We start from the raw sequence: 16612 nt of genomic DNA, 5'->3' as shown, positions 1-16612 counted from the left end.
ATAAGCTTGCTTTGAATCAATAAAATCGCAAAATCTTGCATTTTAATGGTTCTACGACTAGAAATGTTACTAGTTATGAATAGAATACGTCTTGGATAATAAAAAAGACAGAAAGTGGTGTAAATGAGCTATCACGTATTAGTCGTAGAAGATGATGTTGTAACTCGTAGTAAGCTTGCGGGCTATTTCCAAAACGAAGGCTACAAAGTCAGTGAAGCAGAAAGTGGCGCAGAGATGCGTGAAGTGCTGCAAGGTGGCGATGTAGATTTAATTATGCTGGATATTAACTTGCCCGGCGAAGACGGCCTGATGCTTACGCGTGAATTACGCAGCCAATCAGATATCGGCATCATATTAGTGACAGGACGCACGGATAGCATTGACAAAATCGTTGGCCTAGAAATGGGCGCAGACGATTATGTGACAAAGCCTTTTGAACTAAGGGAATTACTGGTTCGCGTTAAGAACTTGCTGTGGCGCATCTCTGCGGCTCGCAACGGTTCTCAAAAAGCAGCCAGCGACACTAATGAAGAACACATTGTGCGCTTCGGTGAGTGGACGTTTGATATTCAACGTCGTGCTCTAAGCCGTAATGGTGAGCCAGTGAAACTAACGAAAGCAGAATATGAGCTGTTAGTTGCACTGTCTTCGTACCCAAATCAGGTACTTAGCCGTGAGCGTATTTTGAATATGATTAGCCACCGAGTGGATGCGCCAAACGATCGTACTATCGACGTTTTGATTCGCCGCATGCGAGCTAAGATGGAGTTTGATCCTAAGAACCCACAAATCTTTGTGACGGTTCACGGTGAAGGCTACATGTTCGCTGGTGACTAAAATCATTGCAGTAAAGAAAAAGGAGAGCACTGGCTCTCCTTTTTTGTGTCTGTCATTTTTGTAGCGCAATCTAGCGTAAGAAGCTTGCTAGCGATTAAACGCTGTTTCTATGGCTGCAATATTTCAGGATCTTCCATTTCAACCATTGGTGTTTGACCGACGTTGTCGCGCAGCTTTTGCCACAACCCACCAAGGTATTCATGCCAGTAGAGTTCGGTTTGCTCTAGGTAGCGTGCTTTTGGTGCGTACTTCTGCCATGGCTGCTCGATGTCATCAATCGCCATAAAGTTCGTTGGTGCTGGGATTGGTTTAATACCCGCAGCGTTGAACTCATACAAAGCACGTTTCATGTGGCTAGCAGAAGTCACTAACACAATATCTTTTTGTTTTACGAAGGCTGCCGCTTGGCGTGCTTCTTCCCAGGTGTCTTTCGCGTCTTCCAACAAAATGATATCGGATTTGGCTACACCAAGAGAAAGCGCAACGTTCGCCATCATACGAGCATGGCTTATTTCAGAGCCGCCAGCGTAGCCAGACAGAATGAGTTTTGCACCTGGGTACATACGCAAAATACGAATGCCTTCGGTGAGTCGCATTAGTGCTGTGCGACTTAATTGAGAAGTGGGTGGGATCTCATTGTCCACCACATGTCCGTTACCAAGCACCATGACATAGTCAACGGTACCAGAAACAGGTAAAAACGCTTTGTACTCGCGCTCAAGAGGCATTAACAGCTTGGTTGAAACAGGTTGGAAGGCAACAAGAAAAATGCCGACGAAAGAGAATAGAACAACAAAGCAGCCAGTTTTACGTTTTGTGGTAAAACTAATGAGAGCAAGACCTAACAAGCCTATTATTAACAATGCCGGAAGTGGCATAAGCAAGGCAGACATTACTTTTTTCAGCTCAAACATACGAAAATAGTCCGAAAAACATCAATTGATTATAAAAATGAGGTTGACCCTCTTTATTCCTGCTTTCCTTGTGACAGAATAGCGGCACAATCCGATATGATAACCCAGCAGAAGTGACAGAAGACCGCAATTTCGACGATATCGCCCACAAATTTGCAAAAAATATTTACGGCTCCGATAAAGGGGAGATCCGTCAAATCATTGTGTGGGAAGATTTTCTACAGATTCTAAGTGAATTAGGCGCCGACCATCAAGCTCTACAAGTCCTTGATGCTGGTGGTGGTTTAGCACAAATGTCGCAAAAGCTTGCTAAGCTCGGACATCATGTCGCTTTATGTGATCTATCTTCGGAAATGCTGCAACTAGCGAAACAGGATATTGAAAAAAACGGTTTGCTTGAGCAGTATCGCCTGATTCATTCGCCTGTCCAATCCATTGGTGATCACATGGAAGGGCAGGTGGACCTTGTCATGTTCCATGCTGTCATGGAGTGGTTGGTAGACCCGAAAACCGCACTCGAAACCGTTTTGGAACAGGTCAAGCCGGGGGGCATCGCTTCGGTTATGTTCTATAACCACCACGGCTTAGTCTATAAAAATGTGGTTTGTGGCAACATTCCTCATGTTTTAGACGGCATGCCTCACCGAAAAAGATTTAAACTACAGCCACAAAAAGGCCTAAAACCCGAAGAGGTCTATCAATGGATAGAAGATTCTGGTTTTAGTATTTGTGGAAAATCTGGTATTCGTTCATTCAGTGATTACATAGGCAATATGGAATACATGGGCGATTACGAGTTTGAAGATGTGTTGGCGCTAGAAAAACAACTTTGTCGACAAGAGCCATACCTCTCATTAGGCCGCTATATTCATGTGTGGGCTAAGAAGAACGATAAACAGGAATAACGATGAGTGAGATGACTCTCAATGCTGCAGAGCAACCAATCGATGAGTTGGTTGGCTGGGTAAAGCAGCACGATTTCTCGTTGAACCTGACCACTGAGCGATTGGCATTTTTGATTGCCATCGCTGTACTAAGTAATGAAAGGTTCGATGAAGAATTGGGTGAAGGTGAATTGCACGACGCATTTACCATCGTCACTCGACTTTTTGATGAGACGGGTGAAGCTTCGGCTTTCCGTGCGAACAATGCCATCAACGAGATGGTAAAGCAGCGCCTCATTAGCCGTTTTGTCAGTGAAATTACTGACGGAGCGAGCATTTACCGCTTGTCGCCATTAGCGATAGGGATAACCGACTACTACGTGCGCCATCGTGAGTTCTCGAAACTGCGTCTTTCTATCCAGCTATCCATGGTAGCGGATGAAATGGCAAAAGCGATTGAAGCGGCACAAAAGGGTGGCACTCCAGGCCACTGGAAGAAAAACGTTTACGGAATTTTGAAATATTCTGTAGGCGAGATCTTCGATCAAATTGACCTCAACCAACGTGTGATGGATGAGCAGCAACAGTCTGTTAAACAACAGATTGCAGACCTGCTTAACAAAGACTGGCGTGAAGCGATCAACAACTGTGAAGCGCTTCTGTCAGAAACATCCAGCACGTTGCGTGAACTTCAAGATACGCTGCAAGCTGCCAGTGATGAACTGCAAACTCAGATCCTAGACATCCAAGAAATTGTTTATGGTGACCCTGAGCTTGAGTTTATCGAAGAAGCTTTGTTTGGTCTGCAGATGAAACTGGACCGAATCACAAGCTGGGGCCAGCAAGCGATCGACCTTTGGATTGGTTACGACCGACACGTACACAAGTTCATCCGTACTGCCATTGATATGGATAAGAACCGTGCGTTTAGCTCGCGTCTGCGTCAATCCGTCAAAGATTACTTCGATGCGCCTTGGTATCTGACTTATGCAGATGCGGAAAGGCTTTCTGACCTCCGCGATGAAGCCCTAGTACTGCGTGATGACGAGGTAACGGGTCAAGTTCCGATGGAAGTAGAATACGAAGAGTTTCAACAAGTCAATGATGAGTTGGCAGAGCGAATTGGTGACATGCTGAAAGCGCATAAAGATCAAGGCACACCAATCGACTTGAGCGTGGTACTGCGAGATTACCTTGCACAACACCCATACACTCATCACTTTGATTTAGCTCGCATTGTCGTTGATCAGGCGGTACGTCTGGGTTATTCAGAATCCGACTACCAAGCTGTTCAGCCAGACTGGAAAGCAATCAACGAATTTGGGGCAAAGGTACAAGCGAATGTCATCGACCGATACTAATGAATACATGTCAGAGAATCTGGCAAAAGCAATTTCTAACCCTCTGTTCCCAGCGCTAGACAGCATGCTTCGAGCAGGGCGTCATATCTCAAGTGAAGATCTAGACAACCACGCGTTGTTGTCGGATTTCGAACTTGAGCTTTCTTCTTTCTACCAACGCTACAACACCGAATTGGTGAAAGCGCCAGAAGGTTTCTTCTACCTTCGTCCTCGTTCAACGTCTCTGATTGGCCGCAGTGTGCTTTCTGAGCTGGATATGCTGGTGGGTAAGGTACTGTGTTTCCTTTACCTAAGTCCAGAGCGTCTTGCGCACGAAGGTATCTTCACTAACCAAGAGCTGTACGACGAACTGCTTGCACTAGCAGATGAAAATAAGCTGATGAAGCTAGTAACGAACCGTGCTACTGGTTCAGACCTTGATAAAGAAAAGCTGTTTGAAAAAGTACGTACGTCACTTCGTCGTCTGCGCCGTCTAGGCATGATCATCAACATCGGTGAAACAGGTAAATTCAGCATCAGTGAAGCGGTATTCCGTTTTGGTGCCGATGTACGTGTTGGCGATGATATGCGTGAAGCGCAGCTACGTCTGATCCGTGATGGTGAGGCGGTAGTGCACACCAAAGAACCAAGCCAAGGCAGCCTATTGTCTGAAGAAGATCAAGACGACCAAGCCCAAGAAGAAACAACAGAAGAGGGTGAAGCATGAGCATGATTGAACGCGGTAAATACCAATCGCTGACCATGGTCAACTGGAACGGCTTCTTTGCCCGTACGTTTGACATCGATGGTCTCGTCACCACGCTATCAGGTGGTAACGGTGCAGGTAAATCAACCACAATGGCGGCGTTCATCACCGCATTGATTCCTGACCAAACGCTACTGCACTTCCGTAACACCACAGAAGCAGGCAGCAGCCAATCGTCTCGCGACAAAGGTTTGTACGGTAAGCTACAGCCGGGCGCATGTTATGCGGCGCTAGACGTGGTGAACTCACGTAACCAACGCCTATTGTTCGCAGTAAAACTGCAGCAAGTTGCGGGTCGTGATAAGAAAGTAGACATCAAACCGTTTGTTATCCAAGGTCTTCCAAGCCATGTGAAACCAACGGATATCTTGATTGAAAGCGTATCAGCGACGCAAGCTCGTGTACGTCAAATCAACGAAGTAAAAGAATCGATCGCAGAATTTGAAGGTGTTCAATTCAAAGCGTTCTCTTCTATCGTGGATTACCACTCACAGATGTTCGAATTCGGTGTGATTCCGAAGAAACTGCGTAATTCTGGTGACCGCTCTAAATTTTACCGTCTGATCGAAGCATCGCTTTACGGTGGTATCTCAAGCGCAATCACGCGCTCGCTACGTGACTACCTTCTGCCACAAAACGGTGGCGTGAAGAAAGCGTTCCAAGATATGGAATCGGCGCTGCGCGAAAACCGCATGACGCTAGAAGCGATCAAAACCACGCAAGCAGACCGCGACTTGTTCAAACACTTGATCACAGAGTCGACTAACTATGTGGCCGCGGACTACATGCGTCACGCGAACGATCGTCGTAACAAGTTGGATAAAACACTGTCATTGCGTTCAGAGCTGTTCGGTTCTCGTGAAACTCTCGTTGAGCAAAACAACCTGCTTAACCGCGTTCAAGAAGAACTAGAACTGTTAGTTGAGTCGGAATCTGCACTAGAGCAAGATTACCAAGCGGCTTCGGATCACTTGCAACTGGTGCAAAACGCGCTGCGTCAGCAAGAGAAGATCGAACGCTACCAAGAAGATCTTGAAGAGCTGAGTGAGCGTCTTGAAGAACAGATGATGGTAGTGGAAGAAGCGCAAGAACGCGTGATGATGGTGGAAGAGCAGGCGACCGTTGCGGAAGAAGAGGTGGATAGCCTTAAGACGCAACTGGCGGACTACCAACAAGCACTCGACGTTCAGCAAACTCGCGCGCTTCAATACCAACAAGCGGTTCAAGCGCTGGAAAAAGCGAAACAATTACTTGACGATGACAGCCTAACGGCAGAATCGGCACAAGCGCTTGTCTCTGAACTCAAAAGCAAAGAATCAGAAAGCACCAACGCGTTGCTATCGGTTAAGCACAAGTTGGACATGTCTTCTGCAGCAGCAGAGCAATTCGAAACTGCACTTAAACTGGTACAAAGCATCGTTGGTCAAGTTGAGCGTAAAGACGCGTCTGAACATGCGAAAACCGCAATTGCGAAAGCGCGTGAATCTCAGCAAGTGGCGCAAAACGAACAACAATGGCGTGCACAGCACCGTGACCTCGAGCGTAGCCTTAACCAGCAACGTCAAGCGCGTGAGCTAGTCAACGAATACCAAAAGCAGTTCCATGTTGAACTGACTGACGAAATCACGTTTGAACAAGAACGTGAGCGTCACGCGATGCAAATTGACTCGCTAGAAATGACGCAGGAAGACGTGCGTGAACAACGCAGTGAACAGCGTCGTCTAGAGCAAGATGCAGCAGCGGAAATCAGCAAGCTAGAAGCCATTGCTCCAACTTGGATTGCGGCGAACGATGCGCTAGAAAAACTGCGTGAACAAAGTGACGCTGAGCTAGAAGATAGCCAGTCAGTCATGAGCCAAATGCAAGTGGTGCTTGAGCAAGAGAAGACCCTTTCTCTGGCGAAAGACAAGCTAGCAGAGCGTCGCAGCCAACTTGACACTGAGATTGAGCGTCTTGCTTCTCCTGGTGGTTCAAACGACCCTCGCCTGAAAGGCTTGGCAGATACTCTAGGCGGCGTATTGCTGTCTGAGATCTACGATGACATCACAATTGATGACGCCCCTTACTTCAGTGCGATGTACGGTCCGGCTCGTCACGCTATCGTTGTTTCTGACCTATCTGGTATCGAAGAGAAACTGGTAGAGCTAGACGACTGTCCAGAAGACTTGTACATCATTGAAGGTGACATCGATGCCTTTGATGACAGCTCATTCGACGCTGAAGAGCTAGAAGGCGCAGTTTGTGTTCGCATGAACGATCGCCAAATGCGTTACTCTCGCTTGCCTGAAATCCCACTGTTTGGTCGTGCAGCACGTGAGCAACGTTTAGAGCTACTACGTAACGAACGTGAAGAAGTGGTTGAGAAGCACGCGAAAGCGGCATTCGATTCGCAAAAAATGCAGCGTCTGTATCAAGCGTTTAACCAGTTTGTGGCAAGCCACATTCAAGTAGCATTTGAAGCTGACCCAGAGCAAGCATTGGCAACCATTCGCGACAAGCGTAACCAAATTTCTCGCGTACTGGCTGATCTGGATGCGAAAGAGCAACAACAACGTTCTCAACTGCAAACCAGCAAGCAAGCGTTGTCTTCTCTAGACAAGCTAGCACCAAACATGGCACTGATTGAAGATGAGTCGCTGCAAGCGCGCTTTGATGAGTTGGAAGAGAAAATCGCTCAGCTTTCAGAAGCAAAAGCGTTCCTAAATAACCACGCGAAAGCAGTGGCGGAACTGGAAAAAGTCGCGGTTGCCCTAGATGCTGACCCAGAGCAATTCGATGCGCTGGAAGCGGAATACAAAGCGGCAGACGAACAGCTACAAGATCTTAAGAAGCAAATCTTTGCACTTTCAGATCTCGTTGAACGTCGCCACTACTTCGCTTACTCAGATTCAGTAGACCTACTGAACAAGAGCAGCGAACTGAGTGAGCAGCTAAAAGCGAAATTGGTTCAAGCTGAACAAATGCGTACTCGCTCTCGTGAAGAGTTGAAACAGTCCCAAGGTCAAATGAACCAATACAACCAAGTATTGGCGTCATTGAAGAGCTCACACCAAGCGAAACTGGAAACGGTTCAAGAGTTCAAACAAGAACTTCAAGAGTTTGGCGTTAACGCGGACGAAGGTGCAGAAGAACGTGCAATGCGTCGTCGTGATGAATTGCATGAGCGTCTACATACGTCTCGTAGCCGTAAGAGCGAATACGAGCGCACGATCACCTCTACTGAACTAGAGATGAAAGGCTTGGCGAAACGTCTGAAGAAAGTTCAGAAAGAATACGTTGAGCTGCGTACCTTCGTTGTTGCAGCGAAAGCTGGCTGGTGTTCAGTACTTCGTCTGGCGCGTGAGAACGATGTTGAGCGTCGTCTACACAAGCGTGAACTGGCTTACATGTCAGCGGATGAACTGCGCTCAATGTCGGATAAATCATTGGGTGCGCTGCGTCTCGCGGTTGCGAACAATGACGACCTGCGTGATGCGCTGCGTCTGTCAGAAGACAATGCACGTCCAGAGCGTAAAGTTCTGTTCTACATCGCGGTTTACCAACATCTTCGTGAGCGTATTCGTCAGGATATCATCCGTACTGATGATCCAGTGGAAGCAATCGAAGAGATGGAAGTAGAGCTAGCGCGTCTAACGGAAGAGCTAACGCAACGTGAAAACCGTCTAGCGATCAGCTCTGAGTCAGTAGCGAGCATCATCAAGAAGACGATTCAGCGTGAGCAGAACCGTATTCGTATGCTAAACCAAGGGTTGTCGAACATCTCGTTTGGTCAGGTGAAGGGCGTACGTCTAAACGTGAAGATCCGCGAAAGTCACGAAGTGCTACTGAACGGTCTAGCGACACAGCAAGAGCAGCATAAAGATCTGTTTGAATCGACTCGCTTTACCTTCTCTGAAGCAATGGCGAAACTGTTCCAACGCGTGAACCCACATATCGATATGGGTCAACGTTCTCCTCAGGTTCTGGGTGAAGAGCTACTGGATTACCGTAACTACCTAGAGCTAAGTGTAGAAGTGAACCGTGGTACAGATGGTTGGCTACAAGCTGAGTCTGGCGCGCTATCAACAGGTGAAGCGATCGGTACCGGTCAGTCAATCCTACTGATGGTAGTGCAAAGCTGGGAAGAAGAGTCTCGTCGTCTGCGTAGCAAAGATATTGTGCCTTGTCGTTTGCTCTTCTTGGATGAAGCAGCACGTCTGGATGCTAAGTCTATCGCGACATTGTTCGAATTGTGTGACCGTCTGGATATGCAGCTTCTTATCGCGGCACCAGAAAACATCAGTCCAGAGAAAGGTACGACCTACAAACTGGTGCGTAAGGTGTTTAAAGACCACGAGCATGTACACGTAGTTGGTCTGCGTGGTTTTGGTCAAACGGATAAGCCTAAGACCGAAGCGCAAGAGATGATTGAAGAGTTTGAATCGTAAACTCCGAATCTAATAAAACCAAACGCCCGCAATGATTGCGGGCGTTTTTGTTTATGCTCTGATGAAAGACAAACTTATCACTGAGGGACTTGTTGTCGATATTGCCTTGGTGAGTTGCCACTCCATTTACGAAAGGCACAACGGAAGTTTGCGCTGTCGGAGAAGCCAATACGCTCAGAGATTTCCTCGACACTCATCTGTGTCGAAGCCAAGTAATGGCGCGCTAAGTGAAAGCGAACATGGTCAAGGATCTGCTGATAACTGCTTTCTTCTGATTTAAGGTGGCGTCGCAACGTTCTTGAAGACATACCCAACTCGGCAGACAACTGCTCAATGGAGGGATAACAACCTGGCCGCTCGAGAAACATCTGTGTGATCTTCTCTTTTAAACTGACATGACCGCTTACTTTGGCCAGCATTTCATCACAAGATTTCAAACACATTTGCAGCGTCATAGGATTCGCCGCTGGCAGTGGATCGTATAAGCTGGTGGCATCGAACTGCCATTCCAAACGGTCGCTGTTGAACTCTATTTTGCAATGGAAGACTTGTTCATACAGCTCGCTGTGTTCAGGTTCCGGATAAGGGAATCGAATCAATTTTGAGGGAAAAGGTTTTTGCATCACCTCTTCACACAAACTTTGAATGGCCGCGAACCAATATTCACAGCAAAAAGGCAAAATGGATTGTAGGTCGATAAGTTGCTCAGCTCGAAAGTATCCTGAGTTATCTTCCACCCACATTTTTTTCTTTAACACCGGCCCTGCAAGCCGAAGATACTTAAAGCCCATCATTAATGCATCGAGCAAGGTATTACTGCTAAACACAGCATAGCCAAGTACACCAAAGTCACTAAAACGAGCTTGTTGTCCTACTTCAAGCCCCAGTCCTGGCTCATCAGAATGGGCGAGGGCATTGCTAAAAATCACCAGCTTTTGTGCGAGGGTGATGTGTGTGTCCGGGGCATAAAGTTCGGGGGCACTAATGCCACTGCCTTCAAGTATTGTTTCCACCTTCACAGAGGGCTCAAGGTAGCGTGTGAGTAGCTGCAAGTCCAAAACACCACAGGATTCGGTATCTGGCTCATAAACTGCGGTGTATTCCATGCGTAGCCCCCTTTACATTCGGATCAATCCTAGCAGGTATTCCGATGGTATTCAGTCATGCTTGTCTCAAAGCTGTCCGAATATCACCGTTTTTTGTCTTTTTGTAACCTGTGCCTCATGTTATCAAAATGTTGTAATTGAATAAATTGCACAGTAGGAGAGAAACATGAATGTACTGGCTAAGCAAGATACGGATGTACAGCGTGATCAAGGAATGATTGCTACTAATGATTCGACAGTGAACGAACTTGAAATGTGGTTTTCTGAGTTACAAGCCGCTTATCAAGCAGAACCAGCAGCGAGCTATGCGGTGAGAAAGCATCGTTTGTTGGCACTGAAGAAGCAACTTTCTCGATACCAAGATGTATTGGCACAAGCAATGAGCCAAGATTTTGGAGGTCGCTGTCACACCGAGTCTGTTATGGCTGACATACTTGCTCCTATCCTCGATATCAACCACGTTGTCCGTCACTTAAAAAGCTGGATGAAGCCAAGTCGTAGACCTACTGAGTGGCTGTTCAAAGGCAATAAATTGGAAGTTCGATATCAGCCGAAAGGCGTGGTCGGGATTATTTGTCCTTGGAACTTTCCTTTGTATCTTTCCATCGGCCCGATGATCACGGCGTTAGCGGCAGGTAACCGTTGCATGATCAAGATGCCACCAAACTGCCCTGAGACGACTCGACAGCTGCGTCGTATGCTCGCTGAAATTTATCCAGACAACTTGGTCCGCATTGTTGAGGGGAATCATCCAGAGGCGATGGAAATCTCTCATCTGCCTTTTGATCATCTAGTGTTCACTGGATCGCCAGCAAGCGGCAAGATCATCATGGCTAACGCTGCTGCCAATCTTACTCCAGTGACCTTGGAGCTAGGGGGCAAATCACCCGTGGTGGTATTTGATGATTATGACGTTGCGAAAGCAGCAGAGCGTATCGCCCATGGCAAAGGCTTTAACTCTGGCCAAATCTGTATCGCGCCAGATTACGCCTTTGTGCCGGAAGGTAAGCAAGAGGCTTTTGTTGAAGCGTTAAAGCTTGCACATCAGAATATGTACGGCGAAATTAAAGCCAATCAGGACTACACCGCATTGGTGGATGATGCACAGCACAAACGCTTCCATGACTTACTCAATGATGCACGCGAGAGGGGGGCAACGGTTACCCAGTGCTTAGATTATGGTGAAGGACGAAAAACACCCTTGTACATCGCGACCAACCTGACTCCCGAAATGCGTATCTGCCAAGAAGAGATCTTTGGTCCCCTATTGCCTGTTCATACTTATCGCTCAATCGACGAAGTGATTCAATATATCGTCCAAAGACCTCGACCACTGGCTTGCTATTTGTTTAGCAACAACTCAGAACAACGTGAAACCTTGCTTACTCAGACCCACAGTGGTGGTGTAACTATCAATGATTGGGGATGGCATGTCCTTAATCACTCTGTGCCATTTGGTGGTGTAGGCAACTCAGGTATTGGCAACTACCATGGTGAAGAAGGTTTCCGCGAACTCAGCCACGCGCGCACAGTGCTCAAAATGCGCGATTGGTTCCCAATCCAATTGTTTGCACCGCCTTACGGCAACATGGTGCAAAAGCTGGTGCTGCGTGTATTTGCAGGCAAGCCCGACCCAGACTTAAACAAGCACTCGTAACCCTCAATTCTTACCTCTCTACACAAAGAATCTTCAGCAGCCAGTGCTCGCTGGCTGCCTTGCGACCAAAGGAGATCATGGATGCATAACCTTGCTGTCAATCTGGAGCGCAGTGCTGCGCTCTTTCCTTCAAAAGTGGCGCTCAGGATGGGCGATGATGAAATCAGCTACGCTTCACTCGACAAATTCGCAGGCAACATAGCTGCCAACTTGAAACGACTGGGACTCCAAGTTGGAGATAAAGTCGCGCTGTCTTGTCCAAACATCACTTATTTCCCCATGGTGTATTACGGCATTTTAAAAGCAGGCTGTGTGGTCGTGCCTTTGAATGTGCTGTTTAAAGGCCGTGAGATTGCGTATCACCTCAATGACTCTGATGCTAAAGCGTACTTTTGCTTTGAAGGTAGCGAAGAATTACCAATGGGGAGCTACGGCAGGCAAGGATTTTCTCAGGCCGAGCAGTGCGAATATTTTATCTCGCTCTCTGCTCAATGCGAGGAAGGAGAATTTGCTATTAACGCGTGGCTTGCTGAAGAGAACGACAGTTTCGAATCGGTAACGAGAAATGGTGATGATACCGCAGTGATCCTTTATACCTCCGGTACCACAGGACAGCCAAAAGGGGCTGAATTATCCCACACCAATATGCTAACCAACGCCATGTCCTCCCAGTACCTGATGCGTCTGGAATACAGCGATACAACCATGGCGACCTTGCCGCTATTCCACAGCTTTGGGCAAACCGTGATGATGAATGCCAGCGTGCTGACAGGCTCTACCATGGTCCTGATTCCACGCTTTGAGCCGAAGTTCGTGATTGAGCAAATTATCCAGCACAAAGTCAGCGTGTTCGCTGGTGTGCCAACCATGTATATCGCACTGCTTAGAGCGGGCGAACAATCTCCGGAGCATTCAGAGTTAGTAAAGCACAGTCTTCGGTTAGGTGTATCGGGTGGTGCCTCTATGCCAGTAGAAGTGATTCGTCAGTTTGAACAGCGCTTCGAACTACCGGTGTTGGAAGGCTATGGGCTGTCAGAAACCGCGCCAGTAGCGACATTTAATCATATTGATGGTGATCGACTGCCTGGCAGTGTCGGGCAACCATTGTGTGGCTACGTAATTAAGATTGCCGATGTAAAAGGGCATGGCCAAGCCATTGGGGAATTAGGCGAAGTCTGCATAAAAAGCCCGAGTGTGATGAAAGGCTATTACGGACGACCAGAAGCAACCCGCGATGCGTTACGTGATGGTTGGTTCTTAACTGGCGATATTGGGCGTGTGGATGAGCACGGCAATTTGTTTATCGTCGACCGCGTCAAAGACATGATTATTCGCGGTGGCTACAACGTGTATCCGCGAGAGATTGAAGAAGTTTTGATGTGCCACCCCGATGTAGAGATGGTGGCTGTCGTTGGTGAGCATGATGACCGCCTAGGTGAAGAAGTGCATGCCCATGTCGTGCTCCATCAAGATGCGCATTGCAAGAGCGATGTATTGATCGCTTGGTGTCGTGAACAACTGGCCGATTACAAGTACCCGCGTCGTGTCTTTATCCGTAAAGCACTGCCGATGACAGCAACTGGAAAGATTTTAAAACGAGAGCTTCATCCTTTAGACGTTGTGGAGGTCGAAAATGGACAAGTATGATTTTATCGTCGTTGGTGGCGGTTCAGCTGGTTGTGTTTTAGCGTCTCGCCTCACCGAAGATCCTAATGTCACCGTTTGTTTATTGGAAGCGGGTGGTACAGATTCAAGCCCTTTCATCCATACGCCAGTTGGTGTGGTTGCCATGATGCCGACCAAAATAAACAATTGGGGGTTTGAAACGGTTCCTCAAGTGGGCTTGAATGGTCGTAAAGGCTATCAGCCGAGGGGCAAGACACTCGGTGGTTCGAGTTCCATCAACGCAATGATGTATGCCCGAGGACACCAGTACGATTATGACTTGTGGGCAAGCCTTGGTAATGAAGGGTGGAGCTATCAAGATTGTTTGCCGTACTTCAAGAAAGCGGAAAACAACGAAGTTCATCATGATGAATTCCATGGGCAAGGTGGTCCGCTTAATGTCGCTAACTTACGCTCGCCGAGTGAGATCCTTGAGTGTTATTTAACAGCGTGTGAGTCAATCGGTGTACCACGTAATTTGGACATCAATGGCGCCGAGCAACTGGGCGCAATGCCAACTCAAGTAACACAAATCAATGGCGAGCGATGCAGTGCTGCCAAAGCTTATCTGACGCCCAACCTGAATAGACCTAATCTGACCGTTATCACTAAGGCGACCACGCACAAAGTATTGTTTGAAGGTAAACGAGCGATCGGTGTGGAATACGGCTTGAAGGGGCACAGCTTTCAGATCAGGTGCAACAAAGAGGTGATTCTCTCTGCTGGTGCATTTGGCTCGCCGCAAATCCTAATGCTCTCAGGTGTTGGTGCTAAGAAAGATCTCGTCGCTCACGGCATTGATCAAGTGCACGAACTGCCCGGAGTAGGTGAGAACTTACAAGATCATATCGATCTAGTGCACACTTATCGATGCTCGGCCAAGCGCGATACTTTTGGTGTTTCGCTGCAAATGGCAACGGAAATGACGAAAGCGCTACCGCAATGGATGAAAAACCGTAACGGTAAAATGAGCAGTAACTTTGCTGAGGGCATTGGTTTTCTCTGTTCGGATGAAGATGTCACGGTCCCAGATTTAGAGTTTGTTTTTGTTGTCGCAGTGGTTGATGACCACGCACGTAAAATGCACATGAGTCATGGCTTTAGCTCTCACGTGACTTTATTGCGTCCAAAGAGTATTGGCACTGTCAAACTCAGCAGCACGAATCCTTATGATGACCCGCTGATTGATCCGGCGTTTTTCAGCCATCCCGAAGACATGGAAATCATGATCAAAGGTTGGAAGAAGCAACATCAGATGCTAGAAAGTGAAGCGTTCGAAGAGATTCGCGGCGAAAACTTTTATCCGGTTGATGCCTGCGATGATAGCGCCATTGAGCAGGACATCCGCAATCGTGCGGATACTCAATATCACCCAATTGGCACCTGCAAAATGGGAACGGAGACGGATCCTCTAGCTGTTGTCGACAAAGACCTTAAGGTTTATGGCTTGGCTGGGTTGAGAGTTGTCGACGCCTCTATCATGCCGACGCTGGTGGGTGGGAACACCAATGCGCCAACCATCATGATTGCAGAGAAAGTAGCGGATATCATCAAAGCGGATTATCGCCTAGATGAGAGTGTTGAGGAGCAAGCGGCTGCCTCGATATAAACCGCCTATCGCGAATGAAATAAGCCGAGCTGTAGGGCTACAGTCTCGGCTTTTTTAGCAGGCGCTTAAATGTGAAAAGGTGAATCCTATTCTTCTGACAGGTCATTTCCTTTTTCGATCATTTCAGCAAGCTCATCAAGTGCTTGGACAGAGATTTCCGACAAACGCTGTAAGTGCTGGTCAAAGCTCTCTTGTTCTACAAGCGAAGTATCATTGTTATTAGTTTCTTTTGTTAGCATCGCCCAACCTCTCGAGTTGAGTAAGGGGGAGAAAATATAAAATCAAAAATCGGCAGAAAAAAGAAACGATCGATGTGTGTTTTGTTAGCTGGATCATCGATTGGAGTAATAACAACGATGAATTACTTAAGAAGGGAGCGATAGTGCTCAAATATGAAAGGTTAGCTAGCAACTATGGGAATAGCTGCTAGCTAAGAGATTAGAACTGAGATTTCACACCGAATTGTTCGGCTGCGTAGGCAACGCGCTCTTTAGGTTTTGGATACTCGGCTGGCATGCCAAGGTTTTCAATGTGCTTCAAGCGAGGTAGGAGGCCTGCACCGTTTGCAATTTGGATTGCTAGACCAGGGCGAGCGTTTAGCTCAAGCACCATTGGACCTTCTTCTTTGTCCAATACCATGTCGGTACCCATGTAGCCCAAGCCTGTCATTTCCCAAGCACTAGACGCTAGCTCTAACAAACGTTCCCAGTGAGGCACTTGCAGTGTCGACAAGTCTTTCCCAGTATCTGGGTGGTGAGTGACGGGTTGGTCAAACTGTACCGCACGAATGGCTTTGCCTGTCGCGATGTCGATACCAACGCCAACCGCACCTTGGTGAAGGTTCGCCTTACCATCGGATGCCGCCGTAGAACAGCGCATCATCGCCATCACAGGGTAGCCCTTGAATACAATGATACGTACGTCTGGCACACCTTCGTAACTGAAGCCGTCGAAGCAGTCATCAAACTTAATTAAGTTCTCAACCACAGCCACATCATTCTTACCACCAAGCGAGAAAAGACCCGCTAGTGCGTTACTGATGTGACGCTCAACTTCTTCTTTGTTACAGGTAGCACCTGATGGCTTAGTGTAGACGCCATCTTTGTGCGAAGTGATAACCAAGATACCTTTACCACCACTGCCTTGTGCTGGTTTGATTACAAAACCAGGCCAGTCTTCGACCATTTTGTGGATCTTTTTCACTTCAGCTTGGCTGGCAATCACACCGATAAGAGCAGGCACAGTCGCGCCTGCTGCTTCAGCGATGATCTTGGTTTTTAGCTTGTCATCCACCAATGGGTATTTAGAACGATCATTGTAGCGACCAATGTAGCTGTGGTTACGCTTGTTCATTCCCATAATACCTTTATGGCGAAGTTTTGATGGCGAAGTAAAACGTTCAAACAT

At 47.5% G+C, this 16612-nt stretch carries 12 protein-coding genes; 8 read left to right on the top strand and 4 right to left on the bottom strand.

The features are described from left to right. Window positions 1-123 precede the first annotated feature (123 nt). Window positions 124-837: a two-component system response regulator TorR gene (torR, locus tag KHO06_RS12465; protein ID WP_005426192.1), complete on the top strand. Its 714-nt coding sequence runs from the start codon at window positions 124-126 to the stop codon at window positions 835-837. 107 nt (window positions 838-944) lie between these two features. On the opposite strand, the gene elyC is transcribed toward torR, so the two are convergent. After that, a complete protein-coding gene (gene elyC, locus KHO06_RS12460; RefSeq protein ID WP_005426158.1) occupies window positions 945-1751 on the bottom strand; it encodes an envelope biogenesis factor ElyC in 807 nt (268 codons plus the stop codon). A 113-nt stretch (window positions 1752-1864) separates the two neighbouring features. Here elyC and cmoM point away from each other — a divergent pair, with 113 nt between their 5' ends. From cmoM to mukB, 4 genes are read left to right on the top strand one after another with little or no spacing between them, the layout of a single operon-like run. Then, window positions 1865-2656: a tRNA uridine 5-oxyacetic acid(34) methyltransferase CmoM gene (gene cmoM / locus KHO06_RS12455; RefSeq protein WP_005426241.1), complete on the top strand. Its 792-nt coding sequence runs from the start codon at window positions 1865-1867 to the stop codon at window positions 2654-2656. A gap of 2 nt (window positions 2657-2658) precedes the next feature. Next, on the top strand, window positions 2659-3996 hold the full coding sequence (mukF, locus tag KHO06_RS12450; protein ID WP_212581688.1) for a chromosome partition protein MukF: 1338 nt from the start codon (window positions 2659-2661) through the stop codon (window positions 3994-3996). Next, window positions 3977-4702 carry a chromosome partition protein MukE gene (gene mukE, locus KHO06_RS12445; RefSeq protein WP_005532796.1) on the top strand — a complete coding sequence of 242 codons (726 nt, stop codon included), beginning with the start codon at window positions 3977-3979 and terminating at the stop codon, window positions 4700-4702. The genes mukF and mukE overlap by 20 nt, the downstream gene beginning before the upstream one ends. 2 nt (window positions 4703-4704) lie before the next feature. Next, on the top strand, window positions 4705-9168 hold the full coding sequence (gene mukB / locus KHO06_RS12440) for a chromosome partition protein MukB (RefSeq protein WP_212582478.1): 4464 nt from the start codon (window positions 4705-4707) through the stop codon (window positions 9166-9168). Between the two features lie 77 nt (window positions 9169-9245). Here mukB and KHO06_RS12435 read toward each other — a convergent pair whose 3' ends face one another. Continuing rightward, a complete protein-coding gene (locus KHO06_RS12435; RefSeq protein ID WP_212581687.1) occupies window positions 9246-10274 on the bottom strand; it encodes an AraC family transcriptional regulator in 1029 nt (342 codons plus the stop codon). A 166-nt stretch (window positions 10275-10440) separates the two neighbouring features. Here KHO06_RS12435 and KHO06_RS12430 point away from each other — a divergent pair, with 166 nt between their 5' ends. From KHO06_RS12430 to KHO06_RS12420, 3 genes are all read left to right on the top strand, one after another. Continuing rightward, the gene (locus KHO06_RS12430; RefSeq protein WP_212581686.1) at window positions 10441-11931 is read left to right on the top strand and encodes a coniferyl aldehyde dehydrogenase; all 1491 of its coding nucleotides are present in this window, start codon (window positions 10441-10443) and stop codon (window positions 11929-11931) included. A gap of 81 nt (window positions 11932-12012) precedes the next feature. Continuing rightward, a complete protein-coding gene (locus KHO06_RS12425) occupies window positions 12013-13578 on the top strand; it encodes a long-chain fatty acid--CoA ligase (protein WP_077261726.1) in 1566 nt (521 codons plus the stop codon). Next, window positions 13565-15205, top strand: a complete 1641-nt coding sequence (locus KHO06_RS12420; RefSeq protein ID WP_212581685.1) for a GMC family oxidoreductase N-terminal domain-containing protein — start codon at window positions 13565-13567, stop codon at window positions 15203-15205. The genes KHO06_RS12425 and KHO06_RS12420 overlap by 14 nt, the downstream gene beginning before the upstream one ends. An 86-nt stretch (window positions 15206-15291) precedes the next feature. Here KHO06_RS12420 and KHO06_RS12415 read toward each other — a convergent pair whose 3' ends face one another. Both KHO06_RS12415 and KHO06_RS12410 read right to left on the bottom strand, forming a co-directional pair. Further along, the gene (locus tag KHO06_RS12415) at window positions 15292-15444 is read right to left on the bottom strand and encodes a hypothetical protein (protein ID WP_005426147.1); all 153 of its coding nucleotides are present in this window, start codon (window positions 15442-15444) and stop codon (window positions 15292-15294) included. A gap of 199 nt (window positions 15445-15643) precedes the next feature. Then, the gene (locus KHO06_RS12410) at window positions 15644-16612 is read right to left on the bottom strand and encodes an alpha-L-glutamate ligase-like protein (protein WP_005426199.1); all 969 of its coding nucleotides are present in this window, start codon (window positions 16610-16612) and stop codon (window positions 15644-15646) included.

The organism is Vibrio sp. B1FIG11 (assembly GCF_905175335.1).
GTDB classification, from domain to species: domain Bacteria; phylum Pseudomonadota; class Gammaproteobacteria; order Enterobacterales; family Vibrionaceae; genus Vibrio; species Vibrio campbellii.
This window is presented reverse-complemented; position numbering and strand designations above follow the sequence as displayed.

What these genes read in the sequence shown, in the direction of transcription:
- KHO06_RS12420 (WP_212581685.1), top strand. Translation starts at nt 13,565, where the DNA reads ATGGACAAGTATGATTTTATCGTCGTTGGTGGCGGTTCAGCTGGTTGT.
- KHO06_RS12410 (WP_005426199.1), bottom strand. Translation starts at nt 16,612, where the DNA reads ATGTTTGAACGTTTTACTTCGCCATCAAAACTTCGCCATAAAGGTATT.
- KHO06_RS12430 (WP_212581686.1), top strand. Translation starts at nt 10,441, where the DNA reads ATGAATGTACTGGCTAAGCAAGATACGGATGTACAGCGTGATCAAGGA.
- KHO06_RS12435 (WP_212581687.1), bottom strand. Translation starts at nt 10,274, where the DNA reads ATGGAATACACCGCAGTTTATGAGCCAGATACCGAATCCTGTGGTGTT.
- mukF (WP_212581688.1), top strand. Translation starts at nt 2,659, where the DNA reads ATGAGTGAGATGACTCTCAATGCTGCAGAGCAACCAATCGATGAGTTG.
- mukB (WP_212582478.1), top strand. Translation starts at nt 4,705, where the DNA reads ATGATTGAACGCGGTAAATACCAATCGCTGACCATGGTCAACTGGAAC.
- KHO06_RS12425 (WP_077261726.1), top strand. Translation starts at nt 12,013, where the DNA reads ATGCATAACCTTGCTGTCAATCTGGAGCGCAGTGCTGCGCTCTTTCCT.
- elyC (WP_005426158.1), bottom strand. Translation starts at nt 1,751, where the DNA reads ATGTTTGAGCTGAAAAAAGTAATGTCTGCCTTGCTTATGCCACTTCCG.
- KHO06_RS12415 (WP_005426147.1), bottom strand. Translation starts at nt 15,444, where the DNA reads ATGCTAACAAAAGAAACTAATAACAATGATACTTCGCTTGTAGAACAA.
- mukE (WP_005532796.1), top strand. Translation starts at nt 3,977, where the DNA reads ATGTCATCGACCGATACTAATGAATACATGTCAGAGAATCTGGCAAAA.
- torR (WP_005426192.1), top strand. Translation starts at nt 124, where the DNA reads ATGAGCTATCACGTATTAGTCGTAGAAGATGATGTTGTAACTCGTAGT.